The organism is Paenibacillus sp. MABNR03 (assembly GCF_050455445.1).
Lineage (GTDB): Bacteria > Bacillota > Bacilli > Paenibacillales > Paenibacillaceae > Paenibacillus > Paenibacillus xylanilyticus.
On sequence record NZ_JBCIYR010000009.1, the window covers coordinates 15,049 to 32,607 of the forward strand.

Sequence of the window (17,559 nt, forward strand, 5' to 3'; positions counted from 1 at the left end):
TGAAGCAGTTTATTCAGATTGTTCGGTGCAAATAGATGCTTAATGCTGCTGCAAGGGGCATATTGGCTTTCACAACCCACTCCGAGTCATTTGCATGTAATGAAGATAGATTCAGTCCCATCATCTCCAGTAATTCCCGCAGCGGAACCCAGATGGTTCCTCCCTGGCTCTGCACCCCTCCCTGAATGGTCCTGTCATGCAATAGACTCGTCGATGTGGTTTTCAGTTCCCCGCTGACACTGTCAGCCTGAATAACTCTATCCTTCCATACTGCGGTTGCCGTTCTGGATTCCACGTCCCAGCGGGTGCTGCCGCCAAACTTTTTCATAAAAGGTCGCAGTGGCACCATGATCCGCTGATCTTCCACGCGAAACTCGCCTTGTTTCAATGTGGCTGCCGCAAGACCAATCTCGACTTTCAGTTCCTTGCCGGTCAACCACAGGTTACTGTTTGCTTTCACATGATCCTCTATCCATTCGGTCCCCGGTGCTTTGCGAGATTTATATTTCCCTTCGGGATGAACACGGAATTGCACAGGTTGATCCTCCGCCTTCATTGTGTCAAAACGATATCCATGATCGCGGTAGTATTGGATGACTTCCGGCAGCGCCTTTACCGTCTCCGCATGCGCACCTCCATCGTGCATTAACACAATCACTGAGCTGGTTCCGGCAGGCACCTTGGTTGCATTACGCAAAATTTCTTTGGCAGGGACACCCTTGCGCTTCGAATCACCACTGTCTACGTTCCAATCCATCACGGTATACCCACCCAACTCGAGCAGATCGAAGTAGCTTTGATCAAAATGTCCATACGTCCCGCCAGGTGCCCGCACCAGATTGGGACGGAACCCTGCAATACGGTTTACAATTTCTTCAGTCTGTTTAACCTGTTTCCAGAACGTTTTAAAATCACGATACAGTTCATCATAATGATGGTTATATGTATGATTGCCGAGTGCATGTCCCTCTTCCACAGCTGCCTGAATCAGTTCAGGATATCGTTCTGCCTGCTCTCCAAGCACGAAGAATGTAGCCTGAACCTGTTCTTCGTGCAAAATATCCAATACTTCACGGGTATGCTTGCCCGGTCCGTCGTCAAAACTCAGATAGACTACCTTTTCCTTGTTACTCTCTTTCTGGGAACCAACAGCTTCAGCGCCAGCGGCGTAAGAAGGGTATGCTGCCCAAACATAAGAAACAAATACACATACCATCACTGCAAGACGAAGCAGATATACCGACCATTTAGGGAATACATGTTTATGTACGGGTTTAATTTTTGCGGATTGCTGCTCATTATCCACCATTACGAATTCCGCTCTCTGCACCATTTACGAATCATCCTCCAACGTCTCTAGTAATTCTGCTGATAGACTTTAGCAGATTTGTTAGAATTATATGGAGGCTCCGCGGAAAAAAGACGCATTTCTGTTTTATATTTTTCACATTTTTTTGTAGCTCATGATTGATTCTTTGCCTGGGATTGGGTAGCATAATGAGCAGGCACATATCACCGGAACCACTGCTGTGACAGGGATAAGCCACCGTAAGCGTGCATATGCCGGATCGTTGCAGACATCGTATACAGGACAGCATGGAGAGTCAGCCGATTCCCCTGTCTTCAGGAGAGTGAAATCTATTGGAATTGCTTGAAAAGGTCCAGCATCTGTTTGGATCCTACGGATACAGCGTTTTGTTTTTTGGATTACTGCTGGAGTTTATCGCTCTTCCCTTCCCGGGAGAGACAACAATGGCTTACGCGGGATATCTATCGTACAAGGGACAACTGGACTTCGGGATTCTCGCCATCCTTGCTTTTCTGGGAACGACGATCGGTATGACCATCACTTATTTCATTGGGGCCAAAGCAGGCTTACCCTTCATTGTCCGTTACGGAAAATGGTTTCTGTTCAAACAGGACAAGCTGGATAAAACGCAAAAGTGGTTTGCCAAATACGGCAATGCTCTGATTTTCATCGGGTATTTCATACCTGGTGTACGACATTTCACTGGATATTTCGCAGGTATAGCCGCTGTTCCTTTTCGCAAATTCGCTTTGTATGCGTACTCGGGTGCCTTATTCTGGGTCGTGTTATTTTTGGGTATAGGAAAAGTTTTCGGTCCACAATGGAACGCAGTGTTCCATCTGGCGCATCAATATGCAGCATATATCGTTGCAGCCATTGGACTGCTGCTGATCGCAGCCGTGCTGTACCGCTATCGGAAAGCGTGGGGACAACGCTCCATTCGCAAGTCGTCCTCGCCTATAAGACAGAAACAGAATGCAGAATGAAGCATCTTCACGGGTCGCGATAATTGCGACTCTTTTTTTGTTTTATCTTTTTGTGAAAACATCTCGAACGCGAATCCACGCGTAAGCTGCAAGCAAGAGAGCAATCACCGCAAATCCCAATCCCCCTGCAAATCCAAGCCTCCGCGGTTCCGTCACTTCCAGCAGCATACCTGTACCAAACATGGAGAGTCCAAGCATGGAACTGCTGCATGCTGTCACCAAACCATAGATAAGCCCGCGGTATCGCTCAGGTGTTTCTCGCATGAGCAACGTATCCAGACAGGCATTCCCTATACCTGACATAAAAGCGAGCAAAATATATATTAAAGCAGCAATTGCCGCGTACCTGGTCTCACTTAACAGCATTAACAAACATCCTTCTATCAACAAACATGCAACAACTCCGGGGAGCAGCCAGTGCTGCAAGTAACGAGAACCCCAACTGCTGAGCACAAGTCCAATCCCAAGTGATGCGTAAAACAGTCCCACACCCCAGTCACCAAGTTTAAATACTTCAATCGCGTATACACTGATCAGTACATTATCAATCCCGTTTATGACAGGGACCCATAACTCAAAGGCTACGATGATCTGCAGAGGGACAGATGAGATAATTAACTGCCACAACACATGAGTCACTCCAGCTTCCTTTTTTGCTGGCGGCCTCTCCATCATTCCATCTGACCGATCCGTGCTGATGGGTGGAAACGAAATCTTACGAATCAAGGCAGCGGCAATCAAGAAAGCGAGTGCATTCGTTGCAAAAGCTGCCTGAGGGCCCATTATGGATGAAACGAGTCCCCCCAGAAAAGCCCCTACTATGAGGACAGAACCGTTCATGACCTGTTCAAGCCCATTCATCTTGTGCAGATTATCCGATTGAACAAGCAAGGGGATTCCCGACTTGCGGACAGGTGCATAGACCGCTTCTGCACAAGCCAGCAGCGTACTTGCTGTATACAGAATCCATAAGTCATCTGCACTGTGCACAAGCAGATAACTTAAAGCCAGCGGCGTTCTTAAGAGATTGGTAACCACCATAATCGTTCGCCGGCTAAAATACAGCGTCAATATACCTCCAAGCGGAGCCAGAAGAAGAAAAGGAAATACTCGTAATCCGAGCGCGAGTCCTACGGCAACACCTGAGCCGGTTGTACTGAGAATCAAGGCGAGCATGGCTACCTGACTGAATCGATCTCCAATCCCATTTACCAATCCTGCGATGAAGAGTCGCCTGTATTCCGGTTCTGCCTGCAATAGTAGACGTTTAGAAAATAAACTGAATGACATGATATTACCCCGTTTTATAATTTAGATTATAATCTAATTAGATATTATTCTAATCGTTTGAATTTAGCAATCTACTTTTGTATTTGTAATGTTTTTCGCATCATTTCTTTTTTTCATAAGTTGAACTCATCCAGGTCATACTAACTTGCAAATATAGGATATATGGGGGTGAACGCATGGAAGCAGTGGAGCAGAATGATAATTCCAGACCTATTTCTCCGAATCTGAGCGATAACACAGAGTACTGCAAACATGTCATGGGGCACAGCAATGACTTGATGATTCGTCCACTGCAATGCTTGCACAAGTGGCCTTCTGTGTTGCTGTATATTGATGGCATGGTCGATGTAAGTATTATCAATCAGGCCATTCTGGAATCGTTACTGCAAACCCATGAGCTTCCCGATTTTTCGGCAGATGGCGAACATTTGAGTTACCTCCAGAATGACATCCTGGCAGCCAGTGAAGTGTTGTTAATTGATGACATGCAGGATGTGCTCAATGCCCTGCTCTCAGGCTCGGCCATTTTGCTGCTTGAAGGATCAAAACGTGGTCTGAGAATAGGTGCAGCAGGATGGGAGGATCGTTCTGTAGGGGAACCGGTCACGCAAACGGTTGTTCGCGGCCCAATGGAAGGTTTCAATGAAAATTTGCGTACCAACACAGCCCTGATCCGCAAACGTATTCGCGATCCTCATTTGTGGATTGAAGAAAGGAAGGTAGGCCGGGTCACCAAAACCCGAGTCGCCGTATTGTACCTGAAACACATCGTTGACCCTGAGGTGGTCAGCGAACTCCGGCGAAGACTTGATCAGATTGATATCGACAGTATTCTCGAAAGTGGATATATTGAAGAACTTGTGCAGGATAAAACACGGACAATTTTCCCTACAGTCTACAACAGTGAACGACCGGATACGGTTTCTGCCGCTTTGCTTGAAGGCAGGGTCGCCATTATTGTGGACGGAACTCCTTTCGTACTGCTCGTTCCTGCTCTTTTTGTGCATTTCTTTCAATCTCCCGAGGATTATTATCAACGGGCTGATATCAGTTCACTAATTCGCATGATTCGTTATCTGGCCTTTTTTATCGCTCTACTTGCCCCCTCCTTTTATATTGCGATCACTACCTTTCATCAGGAGATGCTGCCAACGAATTTGCTCATTAGTCTCGCAGCCCAGCGTGAAGGAGTTCCTTTTCCCGCGTTTATCGAAGCCATTTTGATGGAACTGACTTATGAAATTCTGCGGGAGGCTGGCATTCGCATACCGAAAACAGTCGGTCAAGCCGTTTCCATTGTGGGCACGCTTGTAATTGGTCAAGCTGCAGTAGATGCAGGAGTGGTATCTGCGGCAATGGTCATTATCGTATCCATCACAGCCATATCCAGCTATGTCATCCCTGAAAACGGATTGTCCATTTCTGTACGGATTCTTCGCTTTGTGTTAATGATTCTGGCTGCCGCCTTTGGATTCTATGGCATCCTGATGATTCTGCTAATTACCGTCACTCATCTCTGCAGCCTGCGTTCATTTGGTGTATCGTACATGTCACCTTTTGCACCTTTAATCCAGCAGGATCTGAAGGATACGATCTTTCGTGTGCCCTGGGCCCGAATGAAGACACGCCCCCTGTCCACAGGTACAGCTGACGAAGTCAGACAGTCCACCAAAAAAACAAAACGCTAATGAGTTAAGGAGAACAAGGTATGAACAAATGTCTACGATTGATTTTGTGCCTCTCCGTTCTGCTTCCTCTCCTTACTGGATGCTGGGACCGCCGGGAGCTCAATGAACTCGGTATCATGCTTGGACTCGGTGTGGACAAGGATGGAGATATGGTCAGGGTCAGTGCCCAGGTAGTCGTTCCAAATGAAGTATCGTCCAAATCAGGGGGAGGACAAGGAACGCCTGTTACGCAATATCAGGCTTCCGCCGACACCCTCTTTGAAGCGATCCAGAAACTAACGGAGACCAGCCCACGCCGCATCTTCATGGCCCATATTCGAATCCTTGTATTTGGAGAAGAATACGCACGCAAAGTAGGCATCTATGATGTGATGGAAGCCCTGATGCGAGAGCCTTCTGCTCGCCCGGACTATTACGTCATGGTTGCACGTAATACTACAGCCTCCAAAGTGCTTGATGTCCTCACCCCATTAGATAATATTCCAGCCGAGAAGTTATTCAGCTCTCTGGATGTTTCATTCAAAACATGGTCACCTACGACGGCCATTACCGGGGATGAATTATTGAATCACATATTGACCCCAGGTATCCAGCCCGCCATTACAGGTATAGAAATCGTTGGAGATACGAAGAAAAGCGGCAGCAAAGATAACATTTCCTCCATTTCAACACCAGCCAAACTGAATACAACGGGATTGAGCGTATTTCGACAAGACAAACTAATTGGCTGGCTTACTGAAGATGAATCCAAAGGGTACAACTACATCCGGGACAACGTGGTGTCAACGGTTAGCCATCTGCCTTGCCGAAATTCCGGAGAGGTGACATTCAAAGCACTTCGAACAAAGACAAAACGGGAAGCAAAAGTGGTTAACGGACTGCCCATCGTCAATGTTAGCCTCAAAAATGTTTCTTCCATTGGTGCGGTGGAGTGTGATATTCACATTGGTTCGATGAAAACCATCCGAGAACTGGAAAGAGACAGTGAGGAAAAACTGGTGGAACTGATGCAAGAGTCCGTCGATTCCGTACGTCGGAAATTTCATGTTGATATTTTTGGATTTGGACAGGAGCTTTACCATGCCGATCCCAAACTGTTCAAAACCATGGAAAAAGACTGGGACAAACACTTTGAAAATCTGGATATCCGATATAAGGCCAATGTCCAGATTAAGCGTGTAGGTACGCTGGATGATTCATTCAAGGGCGAGATGAAGGAGTGAAGCACCATGTTAATGACCATTACCGTTATTGTCATCGGGGGCATTGTAGGCTGGATTGATCTGCCGAGTCTTATTCGTAGGAAGGAATGGAAGGAAACTGCGGTATACAGTGTAATGCTGCTCACAGGAACCGGATTCAGTGTCATCGCGGCTAATTTGTGGGAGTTTCCAAGCCCACTCTACATTATCATGTGGATCTATGAACCTGTGAATCAGTTTTTGGCAAACCTAACCGGAACGTAGAAAAAGGAGGGTGCGACCATGTTAGAACAAGGGCGTCTTGGAACACGACAGGTAGCAGTCCTAACTTTCATGATCGTGGTCGGTGATATGATGCTGATCTATCCTTCAGTTATCTCTTCCTATGCCAAACAAGACGCCTGGATCTGCGCTCTGGTTGGCATTCCTCTCGGGATGGCTCTAATGGCCATGTTCCTGAAGCTGGCCAACCATTATCCCGATCAAAATCTCATTCAGATCTCTCGAAGCATTTTGGGATTTTGGCCGGGCAGCCTCTTATCCTGCTTCTATCTGTTCTTTTTTATTGTAGGTGCATCGACCCACACGCGTGAAGTCGGAGATTTTATGACAGGTCAGATACTCCAGTATACCCCCATTCGAGTCCTCATCCTGATGTTCGTCATTACCATTGGCTGGGGAGTGCACAAGGGAATCGAGAGCGTCGCTCGAACCAGTGAATTGCTTATGCCCATTGTTATTGTATTCATACTGGTACTAACCTTCTGTCTGCTGCCACAAGTGGATATCAAAAACCTGAAGCCTATAACCGACACGAGCGTGGTGTCCATTTTGCAAGGAATTTTGGTAAGTATCATCTATCCGGTAGGTGAAGTCATTCCGATTCTGATGATTCTTCCTTATACGGCCAGGCTTGCCAATCAAACACGTGACATGCTGATCGCTGTAGGATTTGGCAACCTGTTGCTGGCAACGCTTGTTACGATTTCGTTGCTTGTGCTGGGGGCGTTCCTTACCCAACACAATATCTACACTTCCTTTGTTCTGTCCCAGAAAATTAACATCGGGAATTTTTTTCAGCGCATTGAAGCAGTCATGGCTTCATCCTGGCTCATCTCCACCTATTTCAAAGCAACGGTGTATTTATATGCCTTTGTTCTTGGGTGTGCCGAATTGTTCAAACTGAAACAATACCAGGTGCTTATCATGCCTGCCATGCTTCTTGTATATGGCATAGCCAATCTCGTATCACCAAGCGTTACCTTTATCGTCATTACCGTCGTGCCCTATTGGATAGATTGGGATATTACATTGGGCATCCTCCTTCCTGGCATGCTCCTCCTGATTCATTGGTGCAAATCATTCAAACGGAAATCAAACTAGATTCGATTATATTAATTAGAAATATGAGAGAGCTGCAAGCAAGGCGGGCACAAGAACGCATCATGAACGTTTGGATTACATTGAGGGAGTGAGGAATGCATGTTGATTCAGGAGAAAATAACCATACGCCAATTTGCGCTACTCACCTTCCTGGTCATGGTCGGAGACATGATTCTGATCTATCCGTCACTTGTCACAGCATTTGGGAAACAGGATGCGTGGCTATGCTCACTTCTCAGTCAGCCTCTGGGTATGTTCATAATGTGGGTTCTCTATAAACTTCATCAGACACATCCCAATTTGTCCCTGATTGAGATTAGTCAAAAGCTACTTGGCCGATGGGCAGGCTCTGCCTTATCCTTTGCATACCTCTTCTATTTTGCCATTGGTGCTGCCATCTGTATCCGCGAAGTTGGTGATTTCATGACCACCCAGATCTATCTGCAGACTCCCATCCGGGTCATTCTGATCATGTTTATCTGTCCGTTGATCTGGGGGCTATTCAATGGATTAAGTACAATGGGAAAAACGATTGAATTGCTCACACCCATCGTGGTCGTGTTCATGATCCTATTATTTCTGGGTCTATTGCCACAAGCAGAAATATCCAAACTGCAGCCTTTTCTGAATACGCCCTGGTTTAGTCTGGTTGAGGGGGTAATCCGTGCGGCGTTTACTTCTTTTGGAGAACTGATCGTTCTCAGCATGGTTCTTCCCTATGTTGTGTCAGGGGCTCATATCAAACGTGATCTGCTGCTTGCCACTTTCATTGGTGGATTGCTGTTAAGTGTTCTTTTGATGATGTCGCTGATGATTTTCGGACCTTTTCTGACCCAGCATGAAATCTATATCTCATATACCCTTTCCCAGAAAATTAATGTGGGTAACTTTTTCGAACGAATTGAGGCCCTCATGGCTATCGCCTGGCTCATTGCAACCTACGCCAAGAGTCAGTTATACATCTTCGCTTTTGTAGCTGGTATGGCCCAGATGTTTGGTTTAAAAACATATAAGCTTCTTGTCCTGCCTTCTGCCATGCTGATATTTGGCTTAGCCATCCTGATTGCTCCGAATGTCCTTTTTTACACCAACACCATCATGCCAGCATGGGTCGATTGGGATATTACGTCCAGTTTTATTATTCCCCTGATCCTGTTGTTGGTTCATCAAATTCGATATGGCAAAAACCAGTCCAGCACAAAGTCATCCACATAAAAAGGCCGTGTTCACGGATATTTCCGCAAGCACAGCCTTTTCTTGATATGACCGATTATTTTCATGGAAACAGACGAAATTACAGTTCCTTCAATGCCTCCAGTGCTGCTTCAATATGCCCTTTGACCTTAACTATGGACCATTCCTTGAGCAGCTTTCCCTCTTCATCAATAAGGAACGTGGAACGGACAATGCCCATATATTCCTTGCCATACAGCTTCTTGAGCTGCCATACCCCGTATTGCTCGGCAACCTGATGTTCTTCATCCGATAACAGGGTGAACGGCAACCCGTATTTGGCTATAAATTTATCATGCCGATTCATCGGGTCAGTGCTAATACCCAATATAACCGTGTTTAACCCCTGAAACTCCTCATGACGATCACGAAAGTCACATGCCTGCTGTGTACATGCCGAGGTCATGTCCTTCGGGTAAAAGTAGATCAGGACCCGCTGTCCGCGGTAATCCGAGAGCTTTATCGCCTCCCCTGTACTCGACGGCAGCTCAAAGTCCGGGGCTTGCATCCCTTCAGTTAATGTCATCTCTCTTCCTCCTTCATCCATCCTAAATCTGTATGGGTTTCTCGCTTTACGATCCAGCACCACGGTAGCGTTTTACTCCGTAATTCCACAGTGTAAGTCCGATGGCTCCAAAGACCAGACCCATTACCGGTGTCAGCAGTGCCATGCGGTGCATCTCCGATCGCTCCAGAAACAGTGCTGCCGGATAGATCCCGACAAAGGCAAACGGAATGATCCAGGTTAACAGCACCTGAATGGCACGATTGTAGATCGTCACCGGGTAACGCCCATAGCCCTGAATGTTGTACATCAGCGGAAGAATACCGGTCGGTGCATCCGAATAAAAGGACAGGGAAGTCAGTGTGGTATAGATTCCCGCGTAGATTAATACGGAGCTGATCGCCAAAATAATTAACGCCGGAATATGCCACCATTCCAGGACAAGTCCCATCTCCGCTCCGCTGAAGATCATAATAATCAGGCCGATCAATGAACCCACGAGTGCTGGTGGGTCTACATTCTCAAGTAAAATCTGAAAAAGGTTATGCGCAGGGCGCGTCAGGATACGGTCCATCTCGCCTTTGACGATATACCGTTCGCTGAATCCCCACAGATTGATAAAACAGCTGAAGATGCCGTAAGGCACCATAAAATAACCGTATACAAAGAGTACTTCACTTTCACTCCAGCCGCCCAGATTATCCGTATGACGGAAAACCACAAAGATAAAGATCAGATTCGTTGCCTGGAACAACAGATCTGAAATAATCTCCACCCAGAAGTCGGCACGATACGTAAGACGTGTTTTCATGTAGTTTTTCAAATATTCCCAGATTAATCCGATGTAGTACATGCTGTTAACCCCCTTGCACGAACAGACGCTTGCGCGCCTGACGCCAGATCAGCATCATTGGAATGAGCAGGATGGCAAACCAGAACACCTGAATGCCAAGGACGCTCCAAATTCCGGTGCCTTCGACTCTTCCGGTGAAGACCGAACCAGGCAAATACGTAATGGCCTGAAAAGGCAGCACCTTCATGATGGCCGCCAGCCAGCCTGGATAAAGACTGATTGGTATGATCAGACCGGAAAACAGATCCACCACAACGCGCTTCATGCGCATCATGCCTTCATTGTTTTCCACAAAAAATGCTGCCAGTCCCGTGATGACATTAATCTGGGAGTTAATGAGGAAACTGAAGAACAGCATGACGAGAAAGCCAATCCACGCCGAAGGCGCTGTAGGCAGCTCGACAGGGAATAACAGGATCGCAATGAGCATGCCCGGAATCATGAGAAGCAGGAAGCGGAAGATGCCTTCGCCAAGACCCTGCATCATCTTGACCATTACATAGTTAATTGGCCTGATGAACTGAATCGCGATGGAGCCGTCCCGAATGTCCGTGGCGATCTCCCGGTCCAGGTTATTAAAATAAAACGCACGTGCCATCCATGACACCGCCACATACGTTGTCATCTGGGCGGCCGTAAAGCCTCCTATTTCTCCGCTGCCTCCGTAAATAGCCTGCCAGGTAAAGTAATACACGCCGATATTCAGCGTATATATCAAAATGCCGGAATAATAATTCACCCGGTACGCCAGCATCGTGAGAAACCGGATCCGCATAAAATCAAGAAATGCACTATTCATCTAAGATGCACCTACCGTTCCGTTCCCTGCTCCCACAATCTCGGGGCGCTCGGCGGAACCGGATTGGTAAATACTGCGTACGATCTCATCCGTATTAATCTCAATAATCTGAATATCGGTAATATCGGCTTGTCCAACGACACGTCCAAGAACATCCGACACGTTAAGCTCCAGTGGAATCCAGACGGATGCGGACAACTCGTTCTCTACAGTCCAGCGTACCGGCATGGCGGCAGTCCATTCCTGCATTTGTTTTATCGTGTGACCCGTACCGAACTTGAAGCGGATTTCCCGTTCCTTCCCCCATTGGGATTTCAGGTGATCCAGACCGCCATCATAGATGATATTTCCGGCATCAAGCATAATAACTCTGGAACAGAGTGCCTCAATGTCCTGCAAATCATGAGTGGTCAGCAAAATGGTTGTTCCGTGTTCCTTATTCATGTCTTTCAGGAATTCACGAATCTCCGACTTGACGACGATATCCAGACCAATGGTTGGTTCATCCAGAAAAACAATACTTGGATTGTGCAGAAGTGCAGCAACCAGCTCACAGCGCATGCGCTGACCGAGACTGAGTTTGCGTACCGGACGGTTTAACAAGTCCTGAAGCTGCAGCCGCTCGACCAATTCATCCAGACGTTTGCGAAAATCGGATTCATCCACACGGTATACTTTGCGCAGCAGATGGAATGATTCAATCACACCAATGTCCCACCACAGCTGACTCCGTTGACCAAAAACAACGCCAATATTTTTAACAAACTTCTCCCGTTCCTGATGCGGAACATATCCACCAACCGATATGTGCCCTGAAGTAGGCACCAAAATGCCGGTCAACATCTTGATCGTTGTTGATTTACCGGCACCATTCTCTCCAATATATCCACATATTTCGCCCTGCGGAATCTGAAATGAAATATCGTTCACGGCCAATACTTCTTGGTATTGACGTGCAAACAGATCCTGAAACGCGCCCTTAAGCCCACCTCGGCTTTTCTGAACGCTAAACGACTTGCGCAAATCTTTGACATCAATCGCCAGCATGATTATACCTCACTTGGATTTTGTTGAAATTGCTTGTAGCCCAAAAAGAAATTATAATGGTATCAGTCAAAATTCAGCAAGCTTTTAAAAATAGTTTGGAGCTGCGTCCTCTGCCTGCTTTGGAAGAGACGTGCACGGAAAGCTCCGGCTACGTTATTAAGGCAACCCGAACTCGTTTTTTTATTTTATCTCAAATACAAAGGAGAGCTAGCATGACCAGAAAGACGAAGAGAACCATCTGGATTTCTCTTGCCGCCTTCGTGCTGATTGTTGGAGGCGCAGCGGCATTTTATTTCGGTTCTATTCTCAATCAGTTGAATGGCTTGCAAAAGGAAGGCGACGAATCTCCGTTCGCCAGTATCGAAAATATTGAAAAGGTAAATACACCAGACCCTCCGAAATGGGAAGGCACTGAAACCGTAAATATACTGGTTATGGGTGTTGATGCGCGTGGCCTGGAAGAAGGGGAAATTCCCCGTTCGGACAGCATGATGGTCGTGTCGCTCGATCCCCTCACCAAAAAAATTAATTTGTTCTCCATTCTGCGAGACACTTACGTCAATATAGACGGATACGGCAAGGAGCGGATTAACACCGCGATTACTCATGGTCCCAATGCAGCAATGCAAGCGGCTGGCGACCTGCTGGGGATCCCTGTCCAGTATTATGTGTATACCGATTTCCAGGGATTCATCAAATTGGTGGATGCCGTTGGCGGTGTGGATTTTGACGTAGAGAAGGACATGCACTATACAAGCAAGGCAGACAATAACGAGTATGATATTGATCTCAAAAAAGGTTATCAGCATCTGGATGGAGAAACAGCACTCATGTACGTGCGTTTCCGACATGATGCGATGTCCGACTTCGCTCGTTCCGAGCGCCAGCGGGAATTCCTGAAGGCCGTAGCAGCGAAGATGCAATCCACGACTACGATTGCCAAGCTCCCGACCATTCTGGAACAGGTTAGCCCTTATGTGGATACCAACCTGACCCTCTCGGATATGTGGAAATTGGGTGGATTGGGATACCAGAGCAGTATGAACGGCAGTGAGCAGATCCCGCCGATGAACATGCTGAAGGAAGAGCGGACCGCAGGTGGAGCTCAAGTCCTGACGGTCACCAATGAAGAGAAATTGAAGCAGCATATTCAGGATATCATTCATCCACCTGCTGAACCGGAAGACAGCACGACCGGAACCGAAGATAAAACAGCAAGTGGTGAAGACCAAACGTCGGAGCAACCGGCTCAGTAATGTAAATAAACAGCTAGAGGGCAGCCATTTACGCTGCCCTCTAGCTGTGTTGTTATGAAAATCGCAATTCACTCCATAGCCGAAAGGAAGTAATCCCATGAACTCATTTTCATCCCGTTCCCGTTCCGAAGCCTTGTATGAAGAGGCACTTGAGCATATTGTAGGTGGCGTTAATAGTCCTTCCCGCTCGTTCAAAGCCGTTGGAGGCGGTGCACCCGTATTTATGAAAAGGGCACAAGGCGCGCATTTCTGGGATGTTGACGACAACCGTTACATTGATTATCTGGCCGCGTATGGCCCAATTGTAACAGGACATGCCCATCCCCATATCACCCAGGCGATTAGTGAAGCCGCAGCAAACGGTGTTTTGTATGGCACACCAACCGAGCTTGAAATCAAGCTGGCCAAAATGCTGAAGGAAGCCATTCCGTCCATGGACAAGGTGCGCTTCGTCAATTCCGGTACCGAGGCGGTCATGACCACGATTCGTGTGGCCCGTGCTTATACCAAACGCAACAAGATTGTAAAATTCGCCGGATGTTATCATGGTCACTCCGATCTGGTCCTTGTGGCTGCCGGTTCTGGCCCTTCCACACTCGGTATCCCGGATAGTGCAGGGATTCCAACCAGCATTGCGCATGAAGTCATCACGGTTCCTTACAATGATCTGGATGGCCTGAAAGAGGCACTGGAGCGCTGGGGTGATGATGTTGCCGCGGTGATGGTTGAACCGATTGTCGGCAACTTCGGTATGGTCATGCCGGAGCCAGGCTTCCTGGAAGGACTCTGTGCCATGACACGGGCCAACGGCTCGCTCGTTATCTATGATGAAGTCATCACGGCTTTCCGTTTCCACTACGGTTCAACACAAACTTACGCAGGCCTTGCCAATCATGCCGAGATTGAACCGGATCTGACTGCACTTGGCAAAATTATCGGTGGTGGATTGCCAATCGGAGCCTATGGCGGGCGCAAGCATGTCATGGAACAGGTGGCTCCGCTCGGACCTGCCTATCAAGCCGGCACCATGGCTGGCAACCCTGCTTCCATCTCTGCGGGTATCGCTTGCCTTGAAGTTCTTCAGGGCGAAGGCGTGTACGAAGAAATGGAACGACTGGCCATTGATCTGACTACAGGTCTGCAGGCTTCTGCAGATCGTCATGGAATTGCGTTAACAATCAACCGGATTCGTGGTGCATTTTCCACACACTTCTGTGATCACCCGGTAACGAACTATGATGAGGCTCAGGATACGGATGGCGAACGGTTTGCCTCCTTCTTCCGTCATATGCTGAACCGCGGTATTAATCTGGCTCCATCGAAGTATGAAGCCTGGTTCCTGACGACTGCCCATACCGATGAGGATGTGCAAGCAACACTGGAAGCAGCGGAAGCGTCCTTCAAGGCCATGGCCCAGGAATAAGATCATAACAACACAACAAAGGCGTGCATACAGGCTGGATGGTCAGCTTGTGTGCACGCCTTTTATGCTATCCGTCTACTTAGAATATCTTTAGCGGTTTCCCCCTCTGCAGTTTCAATATCTCTTCTCGAATAATCTGCATCCCCTCTTCGATCCGCAGCTTCGGAACATTGGATATATTCAGCCTGAGCATTTTGTCCTGCTGCGTTCCCTCCGGAAAATATCGCTCCGTCGTGTTGGCAATAACTCCTCGTTTCTCCAGCCGGGATAAGAGCACACTCAGTGGTATATTGTCGGCCAATGGCAAAACGGTATGCTCCCCTCCTGTACGCGGTGCGTTCGCAAAAGGGCCGAAGTCGGGGAATGAATCGAGCTGCTCATGAACTTTCTGCATCCGGGCAGCATAGCGGCTGCGAATGACCTTTCCGTGATGTGCAAACATGCCATTGCGTATGTAAACCTCCAGTGCAGCCTGAGACAGTACGGAGGTGTCGATATCCAGCATTTTTTTATGCCCCCCGAATGAGTGGGCAAGAGGAGTGGGCAAAACAGCGACACCAATACGCAGGCCGGGAAACAGAATTTTGGAGTAGCTTTTCAAATAGATGACCCTTCCCCCGGTATCGTAAGAAAATAACGGGTCCTGCTTCGTGTTATCCTCCAGATCGGCCAAATAATCGTCCTCCACCAAGTAGACATCATATCGCTCTGCCAGCCTGATTAATCTCTTCTTCTCGGTCGCAGTCAACGATGTTCCAAGGGGGTTGTGAAAACGCGGCATGACGTAAAAGAATTTAATGTCACCTTCACCAAATTGCTGCTCCAGTGTTTCCCAGTCCATTCCTTTCAATGTGCGTCTTACTCCAGCAATGGGTACATTCAGTCCTTCCAGTAGCGACGGCATATTGTGATAGCCTGGAAGTTCAAGCAGGACCCGGCTCTTGCCATTGGGAAATGCCATCAGGGCCAGCACAGCGAGTGCCTGCTGCACCCCGGAGGTGATAAAGAATTGCCTTGAATGGGCAAACACCTGATAATCGGCAAATTGCTTTTGCAGCAATTCAATCAGTGAAGGCAGCCCTCGCTCTGTCCCGTAAAGAAATAACTCCGCCTGATTGTTCTCCATCGCCTGATCCACACAATGACGAAAATCCGAATACGGAAATACCCGCGGATCGGGAGCAGCCGAGGCGAAATCCAGCGGCCCTTCCCAATCACCGTCCTCTGCGCCCACTCCGTTCTGTACAGCGTAATATCCGGATTGAGGGACAGCGTACACCAGATGTCGCTGCTCCAGCCATTCATATGCACGAATCACCGTGCTGATACTGCATTGATATTGTTTCGCCAGCACACGCACCGCAGGAAGTTTGATCCCCTTATCCATCCTTTGCCGATTACCCCGCTGCTGCAGCTGTTCGAGTATCCACTGCTTCAGCGACTCGGCAATCATTTCATATTTTTTCATAAAGATCATCTGTCCTCCCTCTCAATTGTACCGGTACAGTTCATATATTGAAGTATTGTACCACGGTTTACCTGGCAGTATATTGGAAAAGGACCTTACAACATGAGGTAATCTTATGTTCGCCGGGTCGATCGGGATAAACGGCTAATTGGAGGAACGACATGAACAAGACACGTACCCGGGCATATGCCTATACTGCAGCCGTGATGTATGCGGCTATTATCGGTTTATCTTTTTTATTTGTAAAAATGACCGTCGATGTGGCCCACCCCATGGATGTGCTGGCACATCGCTTTGCCCTGTCAACGCTCGTTGTCAGTATCCCTGTCATTCTGGGATGGATCAAAATCCGGCTTACACTGCGGGATCTATGGCGGATCATACCGCTGGGTCTGCTCTCTCCGGTTTTATTTTTCGCCTTTCAGGCATTCGGGCTTGTATCATCCAATTCATCGGAAGCCGGTATCATTCAGGCCATGGCCCCTGTCTTCACACTCATTCTCGCTTCGATGTTCCTGAAAGAACGGACAACTGTACTGCAAAAGCTGTTCCTGCTTCTCTCTGTTACCGGAGTCATCTTTATCTTCGTGATGAAAGGCAGCGGAATGACTTTGGGCAACTTCAAGGGTGTTATCCTGCTGCTGCTTTCCACGGTCTGTTTTGCAGGATATGGCGTGCTTGCCAGACCACTGACCCAGAAGTATAAACCGATGGAATTAACGTGGGTTACCCTGGTAGTCGGCTGCATCGTCTTTAACGCGTCCGCACTCATCCGTCATTTATCCAGCGGTACCATCAGCGATTATGTAAAGCCCTTTGGAGACACAGCTTATCTGGGTGCATTGGTCTATCTTGCCATCCTCTCCACCATGATCTCGACCCTGCTGTCCAGTTACGCGTTAACCCATCTGGAAGCTTCGAAGATGAGTGTATTCAGCAACTTGTCCACCTTAATTTCCATCGCTGGCGGCGCCTGGATACTGCATGAACCGGTAAGTGGGTACCACTTCATCGGTGCCATCCTGATTATTGCGGGTGTGCTCGGGACTAATATGAGCGGCAGAAAACACGGGCTGGTCAGCCAGGCCAAAGCGTGATACAATGTGAAAAATTGTAA

General features: G+C 47.8%; 16 protein-coding genes. 9 read left to right on the forward strand and 7 right to left on the reverse strand.

Annotated elements, in window-relative coordinates; translation table 11 throughout:
* Positions 1 to 13: 13 nt before the first annotated feature.
* Entirely contained in the window at positions 14 to 1,333 is a 1,320-nt protein-coding gene (locus AAIH57_RS27035; protein WP_430023674.1) for a polysaccharide deacetylase family protein, read from the reverse strand.
* A 308-nt stretch (positions 1,334 to 1,641) separates the two neighbouring features.
* On the opposite strand from AAIH57_RS27035, the gene AAIH57_RS27040 reads away from it, so the two are divergent.
* Positions 1,642 to 2,295, forward strand: coding sequence for a DedA family protein (locus tag AAIH57_RS27040; RefSeq protein WP_430023676.1), 654 nt, complete (start codon positions 1,642 to 1,644; stop codon positions 2,293 to 2,295).
* Positions 2,296 to 2,337: 42 nt separating this feature from the next.
* On the opposite strand, the gene AAIH57_RS27045 is transcribed toward AAIH57_RS27040, so the two are convergent.
* Complete coding sequence (locus AAIH57_RS27045; protein WP_430023678.1) at positions 2,338 to 3,585, reverse strand: MFS transporter; 1,248 nt, start codon at positions 3,583 to 3,585, stop codon at positions 2,338 to 2,340.
* Positions 3,586 to 3,761: 176 nt separating this feature from the next.
* Here AAIH57_RS27045 and AAIH57_RS27050 point away from each other — a divergent pair, with 176 nt between their 5' ends.
* The 5 genes from AAIH57_RS27050 to AAIH57_RS27070 all read left to right on the forward strand — a co-directional run bounded on the left by AAIH57_RS27050 (position 3,762) and on the right by AAIH57_RS27070 (position 9,073).
* Complete coding sequence (locus AAIH57_RS27050; protein WP_430023679.1) at positions 3,762 to 5,273, forward strand: spore germination protein; 1,512 nt, start codon at positions 3,762 to 3,764, stop codon at positions 5,271 to 5,273.
* Between the two features lie 20 nt (positions 5,274 to 5,293).
* The gene (locus AAIH57_RS27055; protein ID WP_430023680.1) at positions 5,294 to 6,496 is read left to right on the forward strand and encodes a Ger(x)C family spore germination protein; all 1,203 of its coding nucleotides are present in this window, start codon (positions 5,294 to 5,296) and stop codon (positions 6,494 to 6,496) included.
* 6 nt (positions 6,497 to 6,502) lie between these two features.
* Positions 6,503 to 6,739: a hypothetical protein gene (locus AAIH57_RS27060; protein ID WP_175395393.1), complete on the forward strand. Its 237-nt coding sequence runs from the start codon at positions 6,503 to 6,505 to the stop codon at positions 6,737 to 6,739.
* An 18-nt stretch (positions 6,740 to 6,757) separates the two neighbouring features.
* A complete protein-coding gene (locus tag AAIH57_RS27065; protein WP_430023682.1) occupies positions 6,758 to 7,858 on the forward strand; it encodes a GerAB/ArcD/ProY family transporter in 1,101 nt (366 codons plus the stop codon).
* A 99-nt stretch (positions 7,859 to 7,957) separates the two neighbouring features.
* The gene (locus AAIH57_RS27070) at positions 7,958 to 9,073 is read left to right on the forward strand and encodes a GerAB/ArcD/ProY family transporter (RefSeq protein ID WP_430023683.1); all 1,116 of its coding nucleotides are present in this window, start codon (positions 7,958 to 7,960) and stop codon (positions 9,071 to 9,073) included.
* Positions 9,074 to 9,152: 79 nt separating this feature from the next.
* Here AAIH57_RS27070 and bcp read toward each other — a convergent pair whose 3' ends face one another.
* From bcp to AAIH57_RS27090, 4 genes are read right to left on the reverse strand one after another with little or no spacing between them, the layout of a single operon-like run.
* Positions 9,153 to 9,617 (reverse strand): thioredoxin-dependent thiol peroxidase, encoded by a 465-nt coding sequence (gene bcp / locus AAIH57_RS27075; RefSeq protein ID WP_430023684.1) that lies wholly within the window; start codon positions 9,615 to 9,617, stop codon positions 9,153 to 9,155.
* A gap of 46 nt (positions 9,618 to 9,663) precedes the next feature.
* Positions 9,664 to 10,449 (reverse strand): ABC transporter permease, encoded by a 786-nt coding sequence (locus AAIH57_RS27080; protein WP_175395397.1) that lies wholly within the window; start codon positions 10,447 to 10,449, stop codon positions 9,664 to 9,666.
* Between the two features lie 4 nt (positions 10,450 to 10,453).
* Positions 10,454 to 11,248, reverse strand: coding sequence for an ABC transporter permease (locus AAIH57_RS27085; RefSeq protein ID WP_175395398.1), 795 nt, complete (start codon positions 11,246 to 11,248; stop codon positions 10,454 to 10,456).
* Positions 11,249 to 12,295, reverse strand: a complete 1,047-nt coding sequence (locus tag AAIH57_RS27090; RefSeq protein ID WP_430023686.1) for an ABC transporter ATP-binding protein — start codon at positions 12,293 to 12,295, stop codon at positions 11,249 to 11,251. It lies immediately after the preceding gene.
* A 212-nt stretch (positions 12,296 to 12,507) separates the two neighbouring features.
* Here AAIH57_RS27090 and AAIH57_RS27095 point away from each other — a divergent pair, with 212 nt between their 5' ends.
* Together AAIH57_RS27095 and AAIH57_RS27100 are read left to right on the forward strand one after the other, a co-directional pair.
* The gene (locus tag AAIH57_RS27095; RefSeq protein WP_430023687.1) at positions 12,508 to 13,551 is read left to right on the forward strand and encodes an LCP family protein; all 1,044 of its coding nucleotides are present in this window, start codon (positions 12,508 to 12,510) and stop codon (positions 13,549 to 13,551) included.
* A 97-nt stretch (positions 13,552 to 13,648) separates the two neighbouring features.
* Positions 13,649 to 14,974: a glutamate-1-semialdehyde 2,1-aminomutase gene (locus AAIH57_RS27100; RefSeq protein ID WP_175395401.1), complete on the forward strand. Its 1,326-nt coding sequence runs from the start codon at positions 13,649 to 13,651 to the stop codon at positions 14,972 to 14,974.
* A 79-nt stretch (positions 14,975 to 15,053) separates the two neighbouring features.
* On the opposite strand, the gene AAIH57_RS27105 is transcribed toward AAIH57_RS27100, so the two are convergent.
* Positions 15,054 to 16,442 carry a PLP-dependent aminotransferase family protein gene (locus AAIH57_RS27105; RefSeq protein ID WP_430023688.1) on the reverse strand — a complete coding sequence of 463 codons (1,389 nt, stop codon included), beginning with the start codon at positions 16,440 to 16,442 and terminating at the stop codon, positions 15,054 to 15,056.
* A 161-nt stretch (positions 16,443 to 16,603) separates the two neighbouring features.
* On the opposite strand from AAIH57_RS27105, the gene AAIH57_RS27110 reads away from it, so the two are divergent.
* Positions 16,604 to 17,539: a DMT family transporter gene (locus tag AAIH57_RS27110; protein ID WP_430023690.1), complete on the forward strand. Its 936-nt coding sequence runs from the start codon at positions 16,604 to 16,606 to the stop codon at positions 17,537 to 17,539.
* Positions 17,540 to 17,559 lie beyond the last annotated feature (20 nt).

Coding starts and splice junctions, on each gene's coding strand:
- AAIH57_RS27035 (WP_430023674.1), bottom strand. CDS start 1,333: ATGGTGCAGAGAGCGGAATTCGTAATGGTGGATAATGAGCAGCAATCC.
- AAIH57_RS27045 (WP_430023678.1), bottom strand. CDS start 3,585: ATGTCATTCAGTTTATTTTCTAAACGTCTACTATTGCAGGCAGAACCG.
- AAIH57_RS27050 (WP_430023679.1), top strand. CDS start 3,762: ATGGAAGCAGTGGAGCAGAATGATAATTCCAGACCTATTTCTCCGAAT.
- AAIH57_RS27055 (WP_430023680.1), top strand. CDS start 5,294: ATGAACAAATGTCTACGATTGATTTTGTGCCTCTCCGTTCTGCTTCCT.
- AAIH57_RS27060 (WP_175395393.1), top strand. CDS start 6,503: ATGTTAATGACCATTACCGTTATTGTCATCGGGGGCATTGTAGGCTGG.
- AAIH57_RS27065 (WP_430023682.1), top strand. CDS start 6,758: ATGTTAGAACAAGGGCGTCTTGGAACACGACAGGTAGCAGTCCTAACT.
- AAIH57_RS27070 (WP_430023683.1), top strand. CDS start 7,958: ATGTTGATTCAGGAGAAAATAACCATACGCCAATTTGCGCTACTCACC.
- bcp (WP_430023684.1), bottom strand. CDS start 9,617: ATGACATTAACTGAAGGGATGCAAGCCCCGGACTTTGAGCTGCCGTCG.
- AAIH57_RS27080 (WP_175395397.1), bottom strand. CDS start 10,449: ATGTACTACATCGGATTAATCTGGGAATATTTGAAAAACTACATGAAA.
- AAIH57_RS27085 (WP_175395398.1), bottom strand. CDS start 11,248: ATGAATAGTGCATTTCTTGATTTTATGCGGATCCGGTTTCTCACGATG.
- AAIH57_RS27090 (WP_430023686.1), bottom strand. CDS start 12,295: ATGCTGGCGATTGATGTCAAAGATTTGCGCAAGTCGTTTAGCGTTCAG.
- AAIH57_RS27095 (WP_430023687.1), top strand. CDS start 12,508: ATGACCAGAAAGACGAAGAGAACCATCTGGATTTCTCTTGCCGCCTTC.
- AAIH57_RS27100 (WP_175395401.1), top strand. CDS start 13,649: ATGAACTCATTTTCATCCCGTTCCCGTTCCGAAGCCTTGTATGAAGAG.
- AAIH57_RS27105 (WP_430023688.1), bottom strand. CDS start 16,442: ATGAAAAAATATGAAATGATTGCCGAGTCGCTGAAGCAGTGGATACTC.
- AAIH57_RS27110 (WP_430023690.1), top strand. CDS start 16,604: ATGAACAAGACACGTACCCGGGCATATGCCTATACTGCAGCCGTGATG.